The 19562-nt window shown below is 73.4% G+C and carries 20 protein-coding genes and 1 pseudogene; 3 read left to right on the forward strand and 18 right to left on the reverse strand.

The features are described from left to right. Positions 1–24: 24 nt before the first annotated feature. Positions 25–1362, reverse strand: coding sequence for a M64 family metallopeptidase (locus ACFWTC_RS23125; protein ID WP_384074444.1), 1338 nt, complete (start codon positions 1360–1362; stop codon positions 25–27). 139 nt (positions 1363–1501) lie between these two features. On the opposite strand from ACFWTC_RS23125, the gene ACFWTC_RS23130 reads away from it, so the two are divergent. Further along, complete coding sequence (locus ACFWTC_RS23130; protein WP_383923086.1) at positions 1502–2881, forward strand: tetratricopeptide repeat protein; 1380 nt, start codon at positions 1502–1504, stop codon at positions 2879–2881. Here the strand turns inward: ACFWTC_RS23130 and ACFWTC_RS23135 are convergent. Continuing rightward, positions 2844–4367, reverse strand: a complete 1524-nt coding sequence (locus ACFWTC_RS23135; RefSeq protein WP_383923089.1) for an MFS transporter — start codon at positions 4365–4367, stop codon at positions 2844–2846. The two genes, ACFWTC_RS23130 and ACFWTC_RS23135, sit on opposite strands and share 38 nt — an antisense overlap. Before the next feature lie 44 nt (positions 4368–4411). Beyond that, a complete protein-coding gene (locus ACFWTC_RS23140; protein ID WP_384074447.1) occupies positions 4412–4981 on the reverse strand; it encodes a TetR/AcrR family transcriptional regulator in 570 nt (189 codons plus the stop codon). Positions 4982–5024: 43 nt separating this feature from the next. Between ACFWTC_RS23140 and ACFWTC_RS23145 the strand changes: the two are divergent. Together ACFWTC_RS23145 and ACFWTC_RS23150 are read left to right on the forward strand one after the other, a co-directional pair. Then, positions 5025–5193, forward strand: a pseudogene (locus ACFWTC_RS23145) (cobalamin biosynthesis protein CobW); the annotation flags it as partial. Positions 5194–5280: 87 nt separating this feature from the next. Further along, on the forward strand, positions 5281–5814 hold the full coding sequence (locus ACFWTC_RS23150; RefSeq protein WP_383923095.1) for a DUF6328 family protein: 534 nt from the start codon (positions 5281–5283) through the stop codon (positions 5812–5814). Between the two features lie 24 nt (positions 5815–5838). Here the strand turns inward: ACFWTC_RS23150 and ACFWTC_RS23155 are convergent, their stop codons facing one another. From ACFWTC_RS23155 to ACFWTC_RS23225, 15 genes are all read right to left on the reverse strand, one after another. Next, entirely contained in the window at positions 5839–6081 is a 243-nt protein-coding gene (locus ACFWTC_RS23155) for a DUF6158 family protein (protein WP_383923098.1), read from the reverse strand. Between the two features lie 88 nt (positions 6082–6169). Next, positions 6170–7231: a hydrogenase expression/formation protein HypE gene (gene hypE, locus ACFWTC_RS23160; protein WP_383923101.1), complete on the reverse strand. Its 1062-nt coding sequence runs from the start codon at positions 7229–7231 to the stop codon at positions 6170–6172. After that, positions 7224–8369 carry a hydrogenase formation protein HypD gene (hypD, locus tag ACFWTC_RS23165; RefSeq protein WP_384074450.1) on the reverse strand — a complete coding sequence of 382 codons (1146 nt, stop codon included), beginning with the start codon at positions 8367–8369 and terminating at the stop codon, positions 7224–7226. The genes hypE and hypD overlap by 8 nt, the downstream gene beginning before the upstream one ends. Continuing rightward, on the reverse strand, positions 8366–8713 hold the full coding sequence (locus ACFWTC_RS23170) for a HypC/HybG/HupF family hydrogenase formation chaperone (protein WP_383923106.1): 348 nt from the start codon (positions 8711–8713) through the stop codon (positions 8366–8368). Before ACFWTC_RS23170 ends, hypD begins: the two co-directional genes overlap by 4 nt. Further along, positions 8682–11096, reverse strand: a complete 2415-nt coding sequence (gene hypF, locus ACFWTC_RS23175) for a carbamoyltransferase HypF (RefSeq protein WP_384074453.1) — start codon at positions 11094–11096, stop codon at positions 8682–8684. Before hypF ends, ACFWTC_RS23170 begins: the two co-directional genes overlap by 32 nt. Continuing rightward, entirely contained in the window at positions 11096–12064 is a 969-nt protein-coding gene (gene hypB, locus ACFWTC_RS23180; protein ID WP_383923112.1) for a hydrogenase nickel incorporation protein HypB, read from the reverse strand. The genes hypF and hypB overlap by 1 nt, the downstream gene beginning before the upstream one ends. Positions 12065–12067: 3 nt before the next feature. Beyond that, on the reverse strand, positions 12068–12463 hold the full coding sequence (locus ACFWTC_RS23185) for a hydrogenase maturation nickel metallochaperone HypA (RefSeq protein ID WP_384074456.1): 396 nt from the start codon (positions 12461–12463) through the stop codon (positions 12068–12070). A gap of 111 nt (positions 12464–12574) precedes the next feature. Then, positions 12575–12685, reverse strand: a complete 111-nt coding sequence (locus ACFWTC_RS23190; RefSeq protein ID WP_383923117.1) for a DUF6893 family small protein — start codon at positions 12683–12685, stop codon at positions 12575–12577. Continuing rightward, positions 12682–13215, reverse strand: coding sequence for a hydrogenase maturation protease (locus ACFWTC_RS23195; RefSeq protein WP_384074458.1), 534 nt, complete (start codon positions 13213–13215; stop codon positions 12682–12684). Before ACFWTC_RS23195 ends, ACFWTC_RS23190 begins: the two co-directional genes overlap by 4 nt. Then, the gene (locus ACFWTC_RS23200; protein WP_384074461.1) at positions 13212–14711 is read right to left on the reverse strand and encodes a hypothetical protein; all 1500 of its coding nucleotides are present in this window, start codon (positions 14709–14711) and stop codon (positions 13212–13214) included. The genes ACFWTC_RS23195 and ACFWTC_RS23200 overlap by 4 nt, the downstream gene beginning before the upstream one ends. After that, positions 14708–15412: a DUF6084 family protein gene (locus ACFWTC_RS23205; protein WP_384074463.1), complete on the reverse strand. Its 705-nt coding sequence runs from the start codon at positions 15410–15412 to the stop codon at positions 14708–14710. The genes ACFWTC_RS23200 and ACFWTC_RS23205 overlap by 4 nt, the downstream gene beginning before the upstream one ends. Continuing rightward, positions 15409–16077: a DUF5947 family protein gene (locus ACFWTC_RS23210; RefSeq protein WP_384074466.1), complete on the reverse strand. Its 669-nt coding sequence runs from the start codon at positions 16075–16077 to the stop codon at positions 15409–15411. The genes ACFWTC_RS23205 and ACFWTC_RS23210 overlap by 4 nt, the downstream gene beginning before the upstream one ends. Continuing rightward, positions 16074–16598, reverse strand: a complete 525-nt coding sequence (locus tag ACFWTC_RS23215; RefSeq protein WP_384074469.1) for a hypothetical protein — start codon at positions 16596–16598, stop codon at positions 16074–16076. The genes ACFWTC_RS23210 and ACFWTC_RS23215 overlap by 4 nt, the downstream gene beginning before the upstream one ends. Next, the gene (locus tag ACFWTC_RS23220; RefSeq protein ID WP_383923134.1) at positions 16595–18379 is read right to left on the reverse strand and encodes a nickel-dependent hydrogenase large subunit; all 1785 of its coding nucleotides are present in this window, start codon (positions 18377–18379) and stop codon (positions 16595–16597) included. The genes ACFWTC_RS23215 and ACFWTC_RS23220 overlap by 4 nt, the downstream gene beginning before the upstream one ends. 103 nt (positions 18380–18482) lie before the next feature. Further along, entirely contained in the window at positions 18483–19538 is a 1056-nt protein-coding gene (locus ACFWTC_RS23225; RefSeq protein ID WP_384074472.1) for a hydrogenase expression protein HypE, read from the reverse strand. Positions 19539–19562: the final 24 nt, after the last annotated feature.

Genomic DNA, 19562 nt, shown 5'->3' on the forward strand with positions numbered 1-19562 from the left:
GCCTTCGCACGGGGTTCGGGGCCGTCAGAGCCGTACGTTCCACTGCGCGGTGGACTTCAGGGTGCGGGCGACCTCGGGGTCGCGGACCGAGGGGGTCGGGTCCTGTGCCGTGACCGACAACCGGTGCGTGCGCAGGTCGAACAGCCACAGTTCCGCGACGCGGACCTCGGTGCGGCCCGCGAAGCGCCCCAGCTCCCTGCCGTCGAGGTACCAGCGCACGTCGAGCTGCCGGCCGTCCGGGCCGGCCAGCCGGGGCACGGCCGCCTTCGCGGTGTGGCGGACGCGCAGGGTGCGGTCGGTGGGGGTGAGCGGGGTGACGATCCGCGCGTGCTGGTAGAAGCCGCCGATCATCGCTTCGACACCGGGCAGGTTGAACGGCTTGCCGAGCACCCGCATGAGGGAGCCGTCGGTGGGCCGGTAGAGCCCGGTGGCGAAGTAGCCGCCGCCCTCGTACGCGCCGACCGTGCCGCCGTCGGGCGACTCCTCGCCGAGCCAGCGGTACCACTTGGCGCGCTGCGCGGCCAGCCGGTCGGCGGGCAGGGTGGTGGAGTTGGAGTCGGCCGGCTCGGGACCGGTGTACTTCTCGTAGTCCGGTACGCCCGGGTAGAAGTACTCGTCGGCGAGTTTGCCCAGCGAGTGGCCGGTCTCGTGGATGGCGACCTGGCCGGACTTGTCGTGGTCCGCCGAGGCGGTGGATATGCCCTCGTAGCCCAGGGTCTCGCTGGGCTCGTTGTAGCCCGCTCCGCCGTACTTGGCGCTGTTGGCGAGGACGATGACGAGGTCCGCGGCCGGTGCCTTCGCCACGTACGCGTCGACCTTGGGCTGGTCGATGCAGAGCAGGCGCTCGATCTCCTCGCACCAGAAGTACGAGCCGAGGGCGGTGTCGCGGACGGTGGCCGGCTCCGGGTCGCCCGAGACGCCCGACTCGCGGGAGACCGCGTCGACCGTCCACACGTTGAAGAGGTTCCGGTAGGTGGCGTACGGCTCGACGGCCGTCACCTCGGCCCATTTCTCCCGTGCGTCCGTGTGGAACTTCGCCAGTTCGGCCGCGGTGTAGCCGTCGCCGATGACGACGACGTCGAGCCGGTCGGCGGTGGACCCGTTGTCGATCACCTTGGCGACGTCGCCGTCGGCGGCCCGCTCGGCGGCGGAGAGCCGGCCCGCGGCCTTCGCCCGGCCGCCGGCCGGCACCTCGACGTGGCCCGATCCGGCGTCGCCGCCCCGTTCCGGCCCCGGCACCTCCACCCGCGTCCGGTCCGGTGGGCCGGCCGCGCCGGCGGGTCCGGCCGGCCCGGTGGCGAGGAGCACGGCGGCTGCGCAGGCCGCCGCGACGGCCGTGACGGAACGTCTCACTGGATCCATGAAGTCCTCACCGGGAAAGGAGAGTTAAGTGGCGGATTAAGTCTGCTGAACCAGTTGCTTAAATTAGGTGGCGCGCGGAGAGTGCGCAATGGCCCGCTCCCCATGAATACTGGGGAGTTCGAGCAATCAGGGGGACTTCGTGGACGAACCGGACCGCATCGGACGCAGGGTTCAGCGCATGCGCGCCGAACGGGGTTTGACGCAGAAGCAGTTGGCGGACCCCGCATACACGTCCGCCTACATCTCCACCCTGGAGTCGGGCAAGGTCCGCCCCTCCGAGACCGCCCTGCGCTTCCTCGCCGGGCGCCTCGGCACCTCGTACGAGGAACTCACCACCGGCCGGCCGGCCCGCCTGGCCACCGAGCTGCGGCTCGCCCTGACCGACGCGCAGCAGACCCTTGCCGACGGCGAGGCCGGCGCGGCCGCCGACCATTACCGCCGCCTGCTCGCCGAGGCGGAGAAGCTGGGGCTGCTGCCCGAGCAGGCGGAGGCCCAGCTCGGGCTCGGGGACTGCGCCCTGGAGGCGGGCGAACTTCCCGCCGCGGCGGCCCGCTTCGAGGCGGCCGAGCGGCTGCTGGCCGGGGAGCCGCTCCCCCGCCGGGCCCGCGCGGTCCGCGGCCGCGCCGTCGCGCACCTGCTGGCCGGGGAGCTGCGCTACGCGTGCTACCTGCTGGAGTCCGCGATCGACGAGCTGGGCACCAGCGGGCTGGGCGACCCCGAGGCGCTGGTCCTGCTGTACGCCGCGGTCATCGGGCCGTACATCGACATGGGCGCCCACGCCCGCGCCGCGCACGCCGCCGAGCTCGCCCTCGCCCTGGCCCCGCGCGTGGAGGACCCGGCCCTGGTGGCGGGGATGCACCGGCAGGTGGCGCGCACGTTCCTCGCCGAGGGGCGGGTGGCCGACGCGGACGCGTCGCTGGCCAAGGCCCAGGAGATCTACGGGCAGCTGCGGCTGCGGACGGACCTGGCGCACTGCCACTGGATGCGCGGCTACGTACAGGCGCAGAACGGGGACCTCGCCTCGGCCGAGCGGGAGTTGCGCACCGCCAGGGACATGCTGTCCGCCCGTCGCGCCGCGCTGTACACGGCGCAGGTGGAGGTGGAGCTGGCGGACGTGCTGCGGCGGCTGGGCCGGCACGACGAGGCCGCCGGGCTGCTCTCGGCCCTGCTGGAGCTGGGCGACAGCCACGGCGCCGTCCACGCGGGTGGAGCGCACCGGCTCCTCGGCCTGATGGCCGAGGAGCGCGGGGAGGCCGAGGCCGCCGAGGAGCACTACGTACGGGCGCTGGCGCTGCTGGAGCGCAGCGGTGCGAGCGGGGACCTCGCCGACCTGTGCCGGCTCCTGGGCGACCTGTTGCGGCGGGCCGGCCGGGTCGAGGCGGCGCTGGACGTCTACCGCACGGGGCTGGGGCACCGGGCGGCGCCCGGTACCACCACGCTCGGGCCGGCGCCCGCCGCGCCCGCGTTCGGCTCCGCTCCCGTCAGTGGTTCTCGGTGGGCTGGAGGTCCCGGGGAATGAGGGACCAGGTGGTGGCAGCCGCGGCGACCGCGAGGACTCCCGCCATCAGGAACGCCGGGGTGATCGCCAGGGTGTAGGCGTGCGAGGCGGTGTCCAGCAGCGCCTGGCCGACGGCGCCGCCGAGCCGTTCGGCGGTGTGGGCGGCCTCGCCGACGGAGTCGCGCACGGCGGCGGTGCTGGGGCCGTCCAGGTCGAGGGCGGGGAGGTTGCCGCGGTACAGGGCGGCGGCCGTGGAGCCCAGGATGGCGACGCCCATCGCCGAACCGAGCTCGTAGCAGGTCTCCTCGATGGCGGCGGCGCTGGAGACGTCGTCCGCGGGGGCGGCCGAGATCAGCGTGACCGAGGCCACCGTGGTGGCGAGGCCCGCGCCCAGGCCCATGATCGTGAGGGCTGCGGCGAAGGCCGGGTAGCCGAGGTCGGTGAACTGCTGGAAGGTCCAGGGCAGCGCCATTCCGGCCGCCAGGACGACCAGGCCCGCGCCGAGGACGTGGCGGATCGCGAAGCGCTGCATCAGGCTCGGCGCCACCATGGAGGCGCAGATCAGGGCGAGCGGCGCCGGCAGGAGGCGCAGCCCGGCCTCCAGCGGGGTGTAGCCCTGGCCGTACTGGAACCACTGGGTGACCAGGAAGAGGATCGCGCCCATGCCGACCATGGGCAGGAAGATGGCGGTGGCCGCGACGCTGAAGGCGGGCTTGGCGAACAGCCGCACCTGTAGCAGGGGGTTGTCCAGGCTCAGCTGGCGGCGGACGAAGACGGTCAGGGCCACGGCGGCCAGGAGCAGCAGCGCCCAGGGCAGCGGGTCGGCGACGCCGCTCTTGCCGAGCTGTTTGATGCCGCCCGCGAGGGCGAGCATGCCGACGATGGACTGCCCGACGCCCCACCAGTCCCACGCGCCGGCGGCGCGCGGGGAGCGGGACTCGGGGAGGTAGCGCAGGCCGGCCGCGACGATGACCGCGGCGACGGGGAGGTTGAGCAGGAACGCGGAGTGCCAGCCGTAGTCCTGGACCAGCAGGCCGCCGACGACCGGGCCGAAGGCCATGCCGCCGCCGAAGACGGCCGCCCATACGGCGAGGGCGAAGGCGCGCTCCTTGGCGTCGGTGAACGCGCTGCGCAGGATCGACAGGGTGGACGGCATGATGGCGGCGCCGCCGACGCCGAGGAGGGCGCGGGCGGCGATCACGTGCCAGGCCTCGGTGGAGAACACGGCGATCAGGGAGGCGACGGCGAAGATGCCGAAGCCCGCCATGAGGAGCCGCTTGCGCCCCCAGCGGTCACCGAGCGCGCCCGCGGTGACGAGCAGGCCGGACAGGGCGAGCGCGTAGACGTCGATGATCCACAGCTGCTGGACGGCGCCCGGCTGGAGGTCTCCGACGAGGGAGGGGAAGGCCACGTTGAGGATCGTGGTGTCCATGGAGATGAGCAGGAGACTGCCGGAGAGGATCGCCAGGACGATCCACCGGCGGGGGTCCTGCGAGGGGGTGTGCATGGGATTCCGTTCTGGGGTCGTGCACGGCGGTGGGGCGGGGCGGTTCAGGGGGCCGGGGGCGGCGCGGCGGGCCGCGTCCCGCCGAGGAAGGACGTCAGGACCAGGCGGCCGATCTCGCGGGGGGCGAGGTGTCCGTCGCGCACGCCCTCCGCGGCCGCGTCGAGCAGTCCCCAGAGCGAGTACCAGATCCAGTAGGGCGGCAGGTCGCCGCGCAGCCGGCCCAGCCGCTGGCCGAGGGCGAGGAAGGCGAGGGCCCGCCGGTCCTGCCGGTCCACGCCGGCCCGGAACTCGGGATCGGCGAGGACGGTGGCGTCGCGCGTGGTGAAGCCGTAGAGGTGGGCGGCCGGCAGCAGCGCGACGACCAGTTCCTCCAGGGCGGCGTCGAAGGCGGCGCCGTCGGCGGTGTCCGGCAGGTCGACGGGGCCGAGGCAGCCGTCGACGACGCGGATCGCCCGGTCCGCGACGGCTTTCAGCAGGGCCTCGCGGGTCGCGTAGCGGCGGCTGAGCGTGGCGCGGCTGGTCCCGATGCCCGCGGCGATCTGGACCATCGACGCGCTGTGGTCGCCCGCCAGGACGCGCGCGGCGCCGTCCAGCAGTTCCTCTTCCTGCACCATGATGAGCCTCCTTCGCCTCAAACAATACAAAGATGTCTCACATGAGGCAAGTCAGCACCTGGTGTTCACCTCCCCGGGCCTCGACCGCGACGGCCTGGAACGGCTCCTCGACTCCTGTCTGCTGACCGGGGCCGAGTTCTCCCGCCGGGCGCGAGGCCTGGAGCCGCCTGCCCGCCGCCTTCGACGCCCTGCTCCCGCACTCCGGCCGGTGACGGACCGGCGGAACCTCCTGGTCCGCGCCCCGCATGACGGGGCGGGGTCCGGGTAGGCGCCGGAGCACACTCGGGGAGGGAGCACACATGAGGCACCAGCACAGAGACGCCGGCGCGGACGCGGTCGAGGTGACGGGCGACGAGGTTCCGGGCGACGGCCGCAACGAGACCGCGGTGGAGCGCGCGGACCGGCAGTGGCAGGAGCTGGTCCAGGAGATACGCGTCGCGCAGACGGGCGTACAGATCCTGTTCGGCTTCCTGCTGACCGTTGTCTTCACCCCGCACTTCCAGGGGCTGGAGCAGACGGACAAGACGCTCTACATCATCACGGTGATCCTCGGATCGATGGCCACGGGCGCCCTCATAGGGCCGGTCGCCTTCCACCGCATCGTCTCGGGACGCCGGATCAAGCCCGAGGCGGTCGCCTGGGCGTCCCGGCTCACCTTCGTCGGCATCGTGCTGCTGCTGGCGACGCTGACGTTCGCGCTGCTGCTGATCCTGCGCGTGGCCACGCACAACGCGATCGTGCCCTGGATCGTGTCCGGGGTCCTGGCCTGGTACCTGCTGTGCTGGTTCGTCCTGCCCCTGTGGGCACGGGTTCGCTACACCACCGCGGACTGAACCGGGCCGGTACGGCCGGCCGGGCTACTCTTCGGAGTGGCGGGCCCTGGCGCCCGAGCGGGTACGGCCCGCGGTCTGGGCGCGCTGCGGATGGCGGCGCACGTACTCGTGCTCCAGCTCGTTCATCCGCTGCGTATGGGTGATCAGCGCGTCGTCGGACCCGTGCAGCAGGGTCTCGTGTCGCGTGCGGTGGATGGCCTCCAGCTCCTTCAGGAGCCGGCCCTCCTCCAGGTTCCGCGCCGAGGGACCGCCGTCGTGCTCCGCCATGGTGCACCTCCAGAAGACCAGCGTAGGGCCGCCCGCGCCCCCCGCGCCTGCCCGGACCCCGGGACGGCTCGGGGGGCGCGCCCGTACGTCAGCAGATGCGCGGCAGCTGCTCGCCGATCGGGAGGTCCACCACGCGGGTCCCGCCCAGGCCCGTGCGGGCCACGACGAGGCCGGGGTGCGCCTCCACCGCCTCGCCGATCACCCGCGCGTGGCGGCCCAGCGGATGGGCCCGCATGGCGTCGAGCACGGCATCGGCGTGCTCGCGCGGGACGAAGGCTACGAGCTTGCCCTCGTTGGCCACGTACAGCGGGTCGAGACCGAGGATGGCGCAGGCGTTCGCCACGGCGGGGGGCACCGGGATCCGGCCCTCCTGGATGACGACGCCCGCGCCGGACGCGGCCGCGATCTCGTTGAGGGAGGCCGCGAGCCCGCCCCGGGTGGGGTCGCGCAGCACGTGCAGGTCCGGGGTCACGGCGAGCATGGCCTGCACCAGGCCGCCGAGCGCGGCGCAGTCGCTCTCGATGTCGACGCCGAACTCCAGCCCCTCGCGCACGCTCATGATGGCCACGCCGTGCAGGCCGATCTCGCCGCTGACGATGACGACGTCTCCCGGCACCACCCGCTGCGGGCGCAGGTCCACGCCCTCGGGGATGAGCCCGATCCCCGAGGTGTTGACGTAGACGCCGTCGCCGTGGCCCGCCTCCACCACCTTGGTGTCACCGGTGGCCACCTCCACGCCCGCGGCGCGCGCCGCGGCGCCCAGCGCCTCGGCCACCCGCGCCACGACGGAGATCTCGACGCCCTCCTCCAGGATGAACCCGCAGGACAGGTAGGCGGCCCGGGCGCCGCTCATGGCGAGGTCGTTGACCGTGCCGTTGACCGCGAGGTCGCCGATGCTGCCGCCGGGGAAGAACAGCGGCCGCACCACGTAGGAGTCGGTGGAGAAGGCCAGGCGGGCGCCACCCAGGGTGACGGCCGCGGAGTCGCCGAGCCGGGACAGCACCTCGCCGCCGAAGGCGGGGGCGAAGAGGTGCTCGACGAGCTCGGCGGAGAGCGCGCCGCCGCCGCCGTGGCCCATCACCACGCGCGGGCGGTCCCGCAGGGGTGCCGGGCAGGTCCAGCCGGTGATGTCGAGTGCGGTGTCAGGCAACGGGGCTCGCCTCCAGCGGTGCGGCGGTCCCGGCCTGCGGGGCCGGGGTGAGTTCCAGGCGGCGGTACAGGTAGTACGCCGCGCACGCGCCCTCGCTGGAGACCATGGTGGCGCCGAGCGGGTTGCGCGGGGTGCACAGGGTCCCGAAGGCCTCGCACTCGTGCGGCTTGAGCAGCCCCTGGAGGACTTCGCCGCTGCGGCACTCGGCCGGCTCCAGCGTCTTGATGCCGGTCACCGAGAAACGGTGCTCGGCGTCGTGCTCCCGGTACCGCTCGGAGAGCCGCCAGCCACTGTCGGGGATGACCCCGATGCCGCGCCAGGCGCGGTCGGTGATCTCGAAGACGTCCTCCAGCATGGCGAGGGCGGCGGGGTTCCCCTCGGGGCGGACGGCCCGTGCGTAGGCGTTGTCGACGGTGTGCTCGCCGCGCTCCAGCTGGTGCACGGCCCGCCGTACGCCTTCGAGGATGTCCAGCGGTTCGAAGCCGGTCACCACGATCGGGACCCGGTGGCGCTCCGCGAGGGCGGGGTACTCCCCCGTGCCCATCACGCTGCACACGTGTCCGGCGGCCAGGAAGCCCTGGACCCGGCAGCTCGGCGACCGCATGATCGCCTCGATCGCGGGCGGCACCCTGACGTGCGAGACCAGCAGGCTGAAGTTGCGGATGCCCAGCTTCTTCGCCTGGTGGACGGTCATGGCGTTGGGCGGGGCCGTGGTCTCGAAGCCGATGCCGAAGAAGACCACCTCGCGCTGCGGGTTCTGCTGGGCGATCTTCAGGGCGTCGAGCGGGGAGTACACGACGCGTACGTCGCCGCCCTCGCTGCGCACCTGGAAGAGGTCGCGGCCGGTGCCGGGGACGCGCAGCATGTCGCCGAAGGAGCAGAAGATCACGTTCGGGCGGGACGCGATCTCCAGCGCCTTGTCGATGACCTCCAGCGGGGTGACGCACACCGGACAGCCGGGGCCGTGAATCAACTCCACCTGCTCGGGCAGTAGTTGATCGATCCCGTGCCGGATGATGGTGTGGGTCTGGCCGCCGCAGACCTCCATCAGGGCCCAGGGGCGGGTCACCGTGGCGTGGATGTCGTCGAGCAGCCGACGGGCGAGCTCGGGGTCCTGGAACTCGTCGATGTACTTCACTTGCGGGCCTCCTCCTGCGGGGCGTCTACGGCGGGCCGTTCGGCGGGGGTGTCGCCGAACGGCCAGTCACCGCCGCCGGCTTGTGCGGCCTGCTCCCACGGATCGCCGAACTCCTCCTGCAACATGCCGAGCTGGGCGAAGAGTTCGAGCGTCTGCCTGGCCGACTCCTCGTCGAGACGCTGCAGGGCGAACCCCACGTGGACGATGGCGTACTCGCCGACCTGGAGGTCGGGCAGGTACTCCAGGCACACTTCCTTCTGTACGCCGCCGAAGTCGACGGTGGCCATCCGGGTCCCGTCCTTCTCCCCGATGTCAAGCACTCTGCCGGGTACCGCCAGGCACATGGGGTTCTCCTTGCTGTGGGTGGTGATCCGTGGCGTGGGCCGCCACCATGAGCTGGCCGAGGGACAGGCCCCCGTCGCCCGGGGGGACCCGGCCGTGTCGCAGGACGGTGAAGCCGTCGGCGCGCAGGGCGCGGGCGCAGGCGCAGGAGAGCAGGGTGTTGGCGAAGACCCCTCCGGTCAGTGCCACGGTGTCCAGGCCGTGGCCCGCGCGGGCGAGGCCGCAGAGGGTGACGACGAGGGCGGCGACGCCGGCGTGGAAGCGGGCCGCGATCACGGAACGGGCGACGCCCGCGCGGACGTCGCCCGCCACGGCGGCCAGGACGGGCGCCGGGTCGGCCGTGAGCGGTCCCGGCGCGCCCGCCGCGGGCGGGCACAGGGCGAAGGCATACCCGGTGGCGGTGCCGGACCCCGGGCCGGAGTCCGGCGCGAGTGCGCCGGGGGCGGGTGCGCCGAGGGCCGCGGACTCCAGCTCGATCGCGGCCTGGGCCTCGTACCCGGCGACCTGGCAGACACCCGCCAGGGCCGAGACGGCGTCGAAGAGGCGCCCCATGCTGGAGGTGGGCACGCAGTTCAGGTTGCGGGCCAACTGGGTTTCGAGCAGACGCAGTTCGTCGGGCGGACAGGCTGCCGTGCAGGGCAGGTCGGCGCTCCAGGCGATACCGGCGGCCCGCAGGTGGGACAGGGCCATCCGGTACGGGCGGTGCACGGCGGCGTCGCCGCCCGGCAGGGGCACGTACGCGAGGTGGGCGAAGCGGGCGTACCCGGCGTAGTCGGCGAGGAGGACCTCGCCTCCCCAGACGGCGCCGTCGTCGCCGTAGCCGGTGCCGTCGAAGGCGACGCCGATGACGCGCCGGGTTCCGTCCAGCCCGTGCTCGGCCATCGTGGAGGCGACGTGGGCGTGGTGGTGCTGGACGCGCACAAGCGGCCGGCCGGCCGCGGCGCCCTCGGCCCACCGGCCGGAGCGGTAGCCGGGGTGGCGGTCGGCGGCGAGCAGCCCGGGGGTGACGCCGGTGATGGACTCCAGCCGGCGCTCGGCGCGCTCGAAGGCGTACTGGGTGGCGAGGTCGCCCATGTCGCCGATGTGGGCGGACAGCCAGGCCCGGCGGCCTTCGCCGAGGCAGAAGGTGTTCTTCAGGTCTCCCCCGGCGGCGAGGGCCGCGGGCACCGGGACCGGGAGGGCGACGGGCAGCGGGGCGTAGCCGCGCGAGCGCCGCAGGGTCAGCGTCTCGCCGTCGCAGACGCGCACCACGGAGTCGTCGCACGGCACGTGGATCGGGCGGTCGTGGGCGAGCCAGGCGTCGGCGAGGCCGGCGAGCCGGTCCAGGGCCTCGCCGTCGTCGGTGACGATGGGCTCGCCGGAAAGGTTTCCGCTGGTCATGACGAGCAGGCGGGGGCCGGGCGGATCGCCGGGCAGCCCGAGGAGCAGGTGGTGCAGCGGGGTGTACGGGAGCATCACGCCGAGGTCGGGGCAGCGCGGCGCGACCTCCTCGGGCAGGGCTCCGGCGGAGGAGGCCCGGCGGCGCAGCAGCACGATGGGCCGTACTCCCCCGGCGAGCAGTTCGCGCTCCACCGGGCCGAGGTGGACGAGGTGTTCGACGTCGGCGGGGTCGCGGGCCATCAGGGCGAACGGCTTGTCACCGCGCGCCTTGCGGCGGCGCAGCTCGGCCACGGCTCCGGCGTGCGCGGCGTCGCAGGCGAGGTGGTAGCCGCCGAGCCCCTTGACGGCGAGGACCGCCCCGGCGGCCAGGAGACGGCGGGCCTCGGCGACCGGGTCGGCGGCCGGCACCTCGCGGGGCGGGTGTCCGGCGAGGAGCCGCAGCCGCGGCCCGCAGGCCGGGCAGGCGACGGGCTGGGCGTGGAACCGGCGGTCGGCCGGGTCGGCGTACTCGCGGGCGCAGTCGGGGCACATCGGGAAGCGGGCCATGGTGGTGTGGGCGCGGTCGTACGGCAGCCCGGTGACGATGGTGAAGCGGGGCCCGCAGTGCGTGCAGGTGATGAAGGGGTGGCGGTGGCGGCGGTCCGCCGGGTCGGCCAGTTCGGCGAGGCAGTCGGCGCAGGTGGCCACGTCCGGGGAGACGAGCGTACGGGCGGGGCCGCCGGTCCGGGACGCGACGATGGTGAACCCGGCGCCGCCGGAGGCGGGGACCTCGCAGTGGTCGACGCGGTCCACCACGGCGAGCGGGGGCGCGTCCGCGGCGAGCCGGTCGCAGAACTGCGTCACGGCCGCCGCCGCGCCCTCGACCTCCGCGACCACGCCCTCGGGGGTGTTGGTGACGTGGCCGGCGAGACCCAGGCCGGTCGCGCGGGTGTACACGTAGGGCCGGAACCCGACGCCCTGCACCACCCCCGTCACGGTGACCCGGCGCCGCTGCACCGCCTCCATCAGCGGGTCGGCACCACGGTGGACGGGGCCCCGGGCCGGAACGCGGCGGGCTCGGACGGCACCGGGCCGTGGCCCGCGTCGTGGGTGGGGCGGCCGTGACCGTCGGTGGGGGTGGAGGTGTGACGGTGCTCGTGATCGTGGTGGTGGCCGTGGTCACGGCCGTCGCCGTGGTCGTGTTTGTGGTCGTGTTTGTGGTCGTGTTTGTGGTCGTGGTCGTCGTCCGGCTCGTGGTCGTGCCCGGCACCGTGGTCGTGACCGTGGTCGTGCGCCTCGGCCCGCTGCCGCCGTGCCATCACCGGCGCGTGCGGGGCGGCTCCCCCGGCGACCGCCAGGGCCCGGTCGAGCAGGGCGCCCGCACCCGCGCCGCGGCGGGCCGAGGTGAACACCACCTCCACGCCGGGGTTGACCTGCTGGACGTTGGCCAGGAAGGCCGCCTCGTCGAACTCGACGGCTTCCGCGATGTCGGTCTTCGTGACCACGACGAGGTGGGCGAGGCCGAAGGCGGTCGGGTACTTCAGCGGCTTGTCCTCGCCCTCCGTGACCGAGGCGAGCACCACGCGCAGGGCCTCCCCCAGGTCGTAGGAGGCCGGGCAGACCAGGTTGCCGACGTTCTCCACGAACAGCAGCCGGGTATCCCCGGGCAGCCAGCCGTCCAGGTGGCGGCCCAGCATTCCGGCCTCCAGGTGGCACAGCCCGTCGGTGAGGACCTGCTTGACCGGTACGCCCGACCGCGCCAGCCGCACCGCGTCGTTCTCGGTGGCGAGGTCGGCCGTCAGCGCGGCGACCGGCACCCCGCGCTCACGGGCGAGCAGGAGTTCGCGCTCCAGCAGCGCGGTCTTGCCGCTGCCCGGGCTGGACAGCAGGTTGACGACCACGGTGCCGCGGGCGGCGAGTTCGGCGCGCAGGGTGTGCGCCGCCTCGTCGTTCTTGGCGAGCACCGCCTGTCGTAGATCGACCACTCGGCACATGGTTCAGGCCTCCTCGGGGATCGGTTCGCGGACGGGCGCGCAGGCCGGGCCGTCTTCCCAGTGCACGTCGGCGATCTGCAGCTCGCGGCCCGACAGGAGCTCGACGTCCGACGCGCCGCCGCAGCCGGGGCAGCACAGTTCGGGGGGCATGCCGACGTGCCACTCCCCGTCGCAGGAGCCGCAGCGGGCGCGGGTGGCCACCGTCTCGGCGGTGAGCCGGGCGCCTTCGAGTACCGTTCCGGCACAGGCCAGTTCGAAGCAGAAGGCGAGTGCGTCGGGGACCACGCCCGCCAGTTCTCCGACCTGGAGGCGGACCGCGGTGACCGCGGTCGCCCCGGCGGCCTGCGCCGCTTCTTCCACCTGGCCCACGACGGCCATGGCGATCGACATCTCGTGCATCGGACTCCGTCCTGCCGGGGCTCATTACACCGGCAGGACGGTGGCGTCACGGGCGGGCACGCCGACGCGCCCCGCGCCCTGTACGCCATTCGGGCGCCGGGGCGCGCCGCGTCACATCCTGCGCATGCGCAGGTAGCGCCGGACGTCCGGGAAGAGCTGCGCCAGGACGGCGACGAGTGCGGCGGCCGTCGCGCCGCCGATGAGGGCCTGGGCCTTGGTCATGGGGTACTCCTCAGTTCGCGGTGGAGCCGGTCGTCCTGGTCCTCGGGTGACTGCGGCTGGAGCAGGTCCAGGAGCATGCGTACGGCCTGCGGCACCGCGGCGGCCACCGGCCCGCTGAGGCCCATGCCCTCCTCGGTGGAGGCCGGTTCGCACCCGACGACGAGCGTCCGCCGGGGCGGGGTGGAGCCGGTGCCGGCGCACAGGGTGCCGAGCAGGGCGAGGACCGCGTCGGGTGACATGTGGTGGCCGTCGAGGACGGCGGCGCCCGGTGCGACCGGGGCCGCCCCGTCGGGCTCGATGAGGTACAGGGTGCCGGGGGCGCCGCCACGGGCGGCGGCGTCGACAAGGACGAGCGTGTCGTAGCCGTCGAGGAGCTGGTAGGCGAGGTGGACGCCGCGGACGCCGAAGTCGACCACTTCGACGCCGTCGGGCAGCGGGTGCGCGGACAGGGCCCGCACGGTCTCCACGCCGAAGCCGTCGTCTCCGAGGAAGACGTTGCCGATGCCGGCGACCAGGGTCGGGCCGCTCACGCGTCCTCCAGGGGGGTGACCTCGTCGGGCTGGAAGTAGAGGAACCGGCCCTGTTCGCGGCGGATGTCCGCGCCGGGGTCGCCCTCGACGGTGACGGCCAGGTGTACCCCGCCGTCGACGTCGTGCAGTACGGCCTCGACGCGGGCGGCGCGGCCGTGGAGGAACAGGTCCTGGGCGTCGGTGCGCCGCGGGCCCGGGCGGAGCAGGACCCGGCTGCCGATGCCCACCGGGGTGCCGTCGACCAGCGCGTGGTCGGGCACGGGGTCGGCGGTGTCCGCGCCCGCGGGGTCCCACCACGGGGTGTCGGGCCGGAACAGCGCCTTCGGGTCGCGGACTTCAGGGGGTACGACCTCTACGCCGGAGTCGCCGGAACCGCCGGGGTCGCCGGAACCGCCGGGGCCGCCGGGTTCGGGGAGGTCCACGAGGTCGAGGGCCGGGTCGGGCCCGGTGATCTCGCGGAGTGCGCGGACGGCTCCGTGGAGGCGTTCCAGCACCTCGGGCGGCATGGAGTCGGCCAGTTCGATCACGGCGGCCGCGCGGGCGTCCGTACCGCGGGCCTCGCGCTTCTCCTGGTCGGTGAGGGCGGCGGTGCGCAGGGCCAGGATCTCGTCGATCTCCGTGGAGTCGTACATGGCCCCGGCGCTCTCGGGAGCGATCGCCGGATGGTCCTCCAGGATGATCGGGGAGGACAGGACCACGTCGGCGCGGCCCGGCGAACCGGCCAGCACCGGCCAGGTGTGGCGGTTGACGCAGGAGGCGACGGCCCCCTTGGCCCACTCCGGCGGGTCGGTCATGGACAGGAAGGAGCCCGTGTCCAGGCCCAGCAGGAGGTGGGCGGCGACCAGCGACCGGGGCAGGGCCGCGTCGCGGTCGGCCGGTCCGGCGGCCTGCGGGGTCCACGGGCTGGTGTTCTCGACCACGGCGGTGAGCTTCACCACCCGGTACGGGCCGTCGAGTTCGGTGGTGCGCAGCCGCACGGCGCCCTCGACCTCCTCGGTGCGCCGCAGCAGGCGGCCCAGGCACCGGCCGTCGGGGCCGAGGACGGGCTCGGTGTCCTCGCGCGCGGGACGGCGGAACGGGAGGACCACCTCCCCGTCCGCCAGTTCACGCACGGGTACGGACAGCTCGACCCGCTCCTCGGCGCCCTCGTCCCAGGGGACGAGCACGCGGTCGTCGAGGTGCAGTTCGGCGACGTCCGCGAAGTCGGCACCGTCCAGGGCCTGTTGGACGGTGCGACGTTGGGCGTGCAGGAAGCGGAGCTCCACGGCGAGGACGGCCTCGCCCTTGGGCTCCATCAGGATCTCGGTCTGCTGGAGCGCGTGTTCCCGGTGCGCGGGCCCCCAGGCCGGCGGGACGAGTACGCCGAACTGCCAGCGCAGCCGGTTCTTGGCGGCCGAGGCGCGGTACGGGTAGAGGACGTAGCCCTCGAAGAGGACCGCGTCGGCGACCTGGCGGGCGGTGTCGAAGCGGGACCCCGGCACGGTCGTGGTGGTCATGGCGCCGTCCTCTCGGTGACGCGCAGTGCGGCCCCGCCCAGCCGGGCCGGGTCCGGTTGCGGCGGCTGCGCGACGACCGCGGCGTCGAGCAGGGCCCGTACGGTCGCCTCCCAGGAGGCGAGCGCGTGCCGCGAGCGGAAGGCCAGCAGGTCGGCCATGGTGTCCCGGGGCAGCCGCAGCCAGCCGCATCCGGGGAAGTGCTGCTCGACCATCTCGCGCCACACGGCCACGGGCATCCGGTAGGCGGCTTCGCGGTCCCAGGGCACCGGCTCGACGCGGAAGCCGCCGGCGCCGGTGAAGGCGGTGCCCGAGAACAGCATCAGCAGGGGTGCCTCGCCGTCCTCCAGGGCGCTGAAGTACCGGCTCGCGGCGATGTCCATGTCGTACGTGCAGGGCACGACGAGGTCGGTCTCGGTCGCGCCGGTGAAGCTGGGCACCATGGCGGTGACCTGGGCGAACTGGACCGGTTGGAGGGTGGTGCCCCAGCGGGAGCGTTCGCCGAACAGGTCGGCGAGGCCCTCGGCCTCGGCGGGGCCGTAGCCGCGCCGGGCCGGTTCGATGCGGATCTGGCAGCGCAGGGCGAGGGCGTGCACCCGGGCCTGCGGGTCGGCGGTGGTGATCCGCAGCCGGAAGACGAGGGTGGGGCCGGCCGCGTAGGCGTCGGCGCGCACGCCGGTGCAGGTGAAGGTGAACTCCGTCATGGCAGCCGGACCCCCTCGGTGGTCTTCGCCGGGACCTTGGCCCGGCGCTCGACCTGCTCGAAGAAGGTCCGCAGTGCGGCGCGGGCCTCGGCGCCGCCGTCGAAGCCCTGCCACAGCAGGCGCATCCGGCCCACCAGCTCGTAGCAGACGTCGATCGGCACCAGGTGGCAGGTGGTGCGCCCCTCCGCACGGTGCAGCAGCAGGGCCTCCACGTCGGGTTCGAGGAGGGCCGCGAGGCGGCTGGCGCCGAGGACGCTCTGCCAGGTCTGCGGGTCGAGTTCGCTCTCGGTGGCGCCGGCCGGACTCGGGTAGAGCGCGACGAGCCGGTCGAGGGCGGCGTTGCGGAAGAAGAAGGCGACGCCGACCGGGATCTGGAGGAGTTCCCAGGCCCCGTCGTCGAGCGGGCGGTCGGGGTCGGTGAGGTAGCGGTTCGGGACGGCGCGGTAGCGGCCGGTGGTGGCGCCCGGCCGGTCGAAGAGCAGGGAACAGGCCGTGCAGGCGCACACGAGCGCCCGCTTCTCGGTCTCGACCAGGTGGCGGTGGCCGTCCTCGGGGACGGCCACCCCGCACAGTTCGCAGCGTTCGGGCCGGGGCGGGCGCGGGCCGGTGAAGCGGCCCAGCCCGCGCGGGGCGCCCGTGCGCACCGGTGCCGGGTGCCCGTTCACGGCACCTGCGCCGGGGCGGGCGGGCGGGTGGAGATCTGGAGCAGGGCGGGCTGCGGGGCCCCGGCCGGTTCCAGTTCCACCCGGGTGACCTCGGGGGCGAAACAGGCCAGGGCGTCCTCGATGCCCTGCTGGGCGGCCGCGCCCGTACTGGGGCAGCCGCAGCCGCTGCCGGCGGTCCGCGGCCGCAGCCGCAGGACGCCGGTCTCCTCGTCGAACCCGACCAGTTCGGGCGGGTCGGTCGCGGCGTCCAGGGCGCGGGCGATGCGGGTGTGGACGTCCTCGGGGTTGAGGTGGTGCAGGGCGAGCAGGCTCGCGACGAGTTCGTCGTCGAGCAGCCGGGCGAGCGGGGCGTCGCCGATCCGCTCGACGACGCGGGCGAGGCCCGCGCCGTAGAAGTCCATGAGGACGCGCACCAGTTCCTCGGCGGCGGCGCAGGCCTCGCGGTCTCCGGTGGCGGCGAGGCGTTCCAGGACCTCCTCGACCCGCTGCCCGGCCTGCCGGGCGTCGACGGCCGCGCTCATCCGCCCAGTCCGCTCAGGCCGGTGGGGACGTGCATCTGCTTGACGGTCTTGCCGGGGCCGACGTACATGTGCACGCCGCAGGGCAGACAGGGGTCGAAGCTGCGCACGGCGCGCATGATGTCGATGCCCTTGAAGTTCTCCGGGGTGTTCTCCTCGAAGATCGGGGTGTTCTGGACGGCGTCCTCGTAGGGGCCGGGTGTGCCGAAGGTGTCGCGGGTGGAGGCGTTCCACGGGGTCGGCGGGTAGGGGTGGTAGTTGGCGATCTTGCCGTCGCGGATCACCATGTGGTGCGAGAGCACGCCGCGCACGGCCTCGGTGAAACCGACGCCCAGCCCCTCGTCCGGGACCTCGAACTTCTCCCAGGTCTGGGTGCGGCCGGCTCGGACCTCGGCGAGGCCCTTCTCGGCGCAGTGCAGGGCGATGGCGGCGGCGTACGCCTGGAAGTACGTGCGGGCGCGGTTGCGCTCCAGCGCGTTGCTCCACTTCGGGATCTTCCACTCGAAGCGGGTCTCGGGCTTCGTCATGGTCCGCGGCAGGGTGATGACGACGCTGTTCCCGGTGGCCTGCACGTAGTCGGTGTGGACGAGCCCGGACAGGGCGGTGGACCACAGGCGGGCGAGGGGGCCGCCGCCGGTGTCGAGGGCGAGGTGGTCCTTGCCGTCGAACCAGCGCGGGGACATCACCCAGCTGTACTTGTCGTCGAAGTTCCGCTTCTGCGGGGCGGGGATCGTGTGCTGGTTCCACGGGTGGCGGGGGTCGACCGGGTTGCCGAGCGGGTCGTGGGTGACGAACTGCTCCTGGCCCTGCCAGTCGTCGTAGTACGAGCTGCCCAGCAGGATGCGGATGCCGAGGTTGATCTCGGTCAGGTCGTTGGTGACCAGCTTCCCGTCCACGACCACGCCCGGGGTGACGAACATCTTCCGTCCCCAGTCGGTCATGTTGGCGTACGTGAAGTCGCAGTGCTCGGGGTCGTTGAGCGCGCCCCAGCAGCCGAGCAGCACGCGCCGCCGGCCGACCTCCTCGTACCCGGGGAGGGCCTCGTAGAAGAAGTCGAACAGGTCGTCGTGGAGCGGGACGACGCGCTTCATGAACTCGCAGTACCGCATGAGGCGGCTCATGTAGTCCGTGAAGAGCTGGACGGAGGCGATGGTGCCGACGCCGCCGGGGTAGAGGGTGGAGGGGTGCACGTGGCGCCCCTCCATCAGACAGAACATCTCGCGGGTGTAGCGGCTGACCTGGAGCGCCTCGCGGTAGAACTCGCCCTCGATGGGGTTGAGGGAGCGCATGATGTCGGCAATGGTCTTGAAGCCGTGCTCGCCGGCGTGCGGGGCCGGGGTGCGCTCGGCCAGCTCCAGGACGCCGGGGTTGGTCTCGCGGACCATCTTCTCGCAGTAGTCGACCCCGACCAGGTTCTCCTGGAAGATGTTGTGGTCGAACATGTACTCCGCGGACTCGCCCAGGTTGATGATCCACTCGGCGAGGTGGGGCGGCTTCACCCCGTAGGCCATGTTCTGCGCGTAGACGGAGCACGTGGCGTGGTTGTCACCGCAGATGCCGCAGATGCGGCTGGTGATGAAGTGCGCGTCGCGGGGATCCTTGCCGCGCATGAAGACGCTGTAGCCGCGGAAGACCGAGGAGGTGCTGTAGCACTCCGCGACCCGCTTCTGCTTGAAGTCGATCTTCGTGTGGATGCCGAGGCTGCCCACGATCCGGGTGATCGGATCCCAGGCCATCTCCACCAAACCGCTGCCGTCTCCGGCCGCCTTCGTCTTCGGTGCCATCGTGTCTGCCGTGACCCTTCTTCAGTGCGGGAGGGGGTGCGCCGGGGGGCGCCTCGGGCCGGACGGCCTGGGGGCGCCCCCCGGTTGCGGGTGGGCGGGGCGGTCACCAGGGCGGGCGGTAGCCCGTGGTCAGCTTCTCGCCGGTGTGGCGCCACTTGGGCTCCTGGTCCACGGTGTGCGCCGTGATCGCGCGGAGCTTGCGGATGACGGCCCCGTACGCCCCGCTGGCGGCGCTGGACACCTTGCCGCCGGGGGGTTCGTCCATGAAGGGCATGAACTTGTCGGGGAAGCCGGGCATCGTGCAGGCGATGCAGATGCCGCCGACGTTCGGGCAGCCGCCGATGCCGTTCATCCAGCCGCGCTTGGGCACGTTGCACTTGACGACCGGACCCCAGCAGCCCAGCTTGACCAGGCACTTCGGGGAGTCGTAGGTGTGGGCGAACTGGCCCTGCTCGTAGTAGCCGGCCCGGTCGCAGCCCTCGTGCACGGTCGCCCCGAAGAGCCAGGTGGGGCGCAGCTTGTCGTCGAGCGGGATCATCGGGGCCGAGCCGGCGGCCTGGTACAGCAGGTAGGTGAGGGTCTCGGAGAAGTTGTCCGGCTGGATCGGACAGCCCGGGACGCACACGATCGGGATGCCGGCCTTCGACTTCCAGTCCCAGCCCAGGTAGTCGGGCACGCCCATGGCGCCGGTCGGGTTGCCCTCCATGGCGTGGATGCCGCCGTAGGTGGCGCAGGTGCCGATGGCGACGACGGCGAGGGCCTTGGGCGCCAGCCGGTCGAGCCATTCGCTGGTCGTGATGGGCTGGCCGGTCTCCGGGTTGTCGCCGAAGCCGCACCAGTACCCCTCGGGCTTGATGCTCTCGTTGGGGATGGATCCCTCGACGACCAGCACGAAGGGGTCGATCTCGCCGCGCTCGCCCTTGAAGAACCACTCGATGAACGTGTCCGCGCCGCCGATCGGGCCGCATTCGAAGTCGATGAGCGGCCAGTGCACGGCGATCTTGGGCAGGCCGGGGAGGATGCCCATCACGATCTCTTCGATACTGGGCTGCATCGCCGCGGTCAGGGAGACGGAGTCGCCGTCGCAGCTCAGCCCCGCGTTGATCCAGAGGATGTGGATCGGGGGGTCCTCTTCCGGGGCAGGCGTTGCTGCGTTCATGGATTCCTCCTCGGGGAGGGGTTC

It is taken from the genome of Streptomyces sp. NPDC058619 (genome assembly GCF_042717785.1).
GTDB lineage: Bacteria > Actinomycetota > Actinomycetes > Streptomycetales > Streptomycetaceae > Streptomyces.

What these genes read in the sequence shown, in the direction of transcription:
- ACFWTC_RS23125 (WP_384074444.1), bottom strand. Translation starts at nt 1,362, where the DNA reads ATGGATCCAGTGAGACGTTCCGTCACGGCCGTCGCGGCGGCCTGCGCA.
- ACFWTC_RS23135 (WP_383923089.1), bottom strand. Translation starts at nt 4,367, where the DNA reads ATGCACACCCCCTCGCAGGACCCCCGCCGGTGGATCGTCCTGGCGATC.
- ACFWTC_RS23140 (WP_384074447.1), bottom strand. Translation starts at nt 4,981, where the DNA reads ATGGTGCAGGAAGAGGAACTGCTGGACGGCGCCGCGCGCGTCCTGGCG.
- ACFWTC_RS23150 (WP_383923095.1), top strand. Translation starts at nt 5,281, where the DNA reads ATGAGGCACCAGCACAGAGACGCCGGCGCGGACGCGGTCGAGGTGACG.
- ACFWTC_RS23155 (WP_383923098.1), bottom strand. Translation starts at nt 6,081, where the DNA reads ATGGCGGAGCACGACGGCGGTCCCTCGGCGCGGAACCTGGAGGAGGGC.
- ACFWTC_RS23170 (WP_383923106.1), bottom strand. Translation starts at nt 8,713, where the DNA reads ATGTGCCTGGCGGTACCCGGCAGAGTGCTTGACATCGGGGAGAAGGAC.
- hypF (WP_384074453.1), bottom strand. Translation starts at nt 11,096, where the DNA reads ATGGAGGCGGTGCAGCGGCGCCGGGTCACCGTGACGGGGGTGGTGCAG.
- hypB (WP_383923112.1), bottom strand. Translation starts at nt 12,064, where the DNA reads ATGTGCCGAGTGGTCGATCTACGACAGGCGGTGCTCGCCAAGAACGAC.
- ACFWTC_RS23185 (WP_384074456.1), bottom strand. Translation starts at nt 12,463, where the DNA reads ATGCACGAGATGTCGATCGCCATGGCCGTCGTGGGCCAGGTGGAAGAA.
- ACFWTC_RS23190 (WP_383923117.1), bottom strand. Translation starts at nt 12,685, where the DNA reads ATGACCAAGGCCCAGGCCCTCATCGGCGGCGCGACGGCCGCCGCACTC.
- ACFWTC_RS23200 (WP_384074461.1), bottom strand. Translation starts at nt 14,711, where the DNA reads ATGACCACCACGACCGTGCCGGGGTCCCGCTTCGACACCGCCCGCCAG.
- ACFWTC_RS23205 (WP_384074463.1), bottom strand. Translation starts at nt 15,412, where the DNA reads ATGACGGAGTTCACCTTCACCTGCACCGGCGTGCGCGCCGACGCCTAC.
- ACFWTC_RS23215 (WP_384074469.1), bottom strand. Translation starts at nt 16,598, where the DNA reads ATGAGCGCGGCCGTCGACGCCCGGCAGGCCGGGCAGCGGGTCGAGGAG.
- ACFWTC_RS23220 (WP_383923134.1), bottom strand. Translation starts at nt 18,379, where the DNA reads ATGGCACCGAAGACGAAGGCGGCCGGAGACGGCAGCGGTTTGGTGGAG.
- ACFWTC_RS23225 (WP_384074472.1), bottom strand. Translation starts at nt 19,538, where the DNA reads ATGAACGCAGCAACGCCTGCCCCGGAAGAGGACCCCCCGATCCACATC.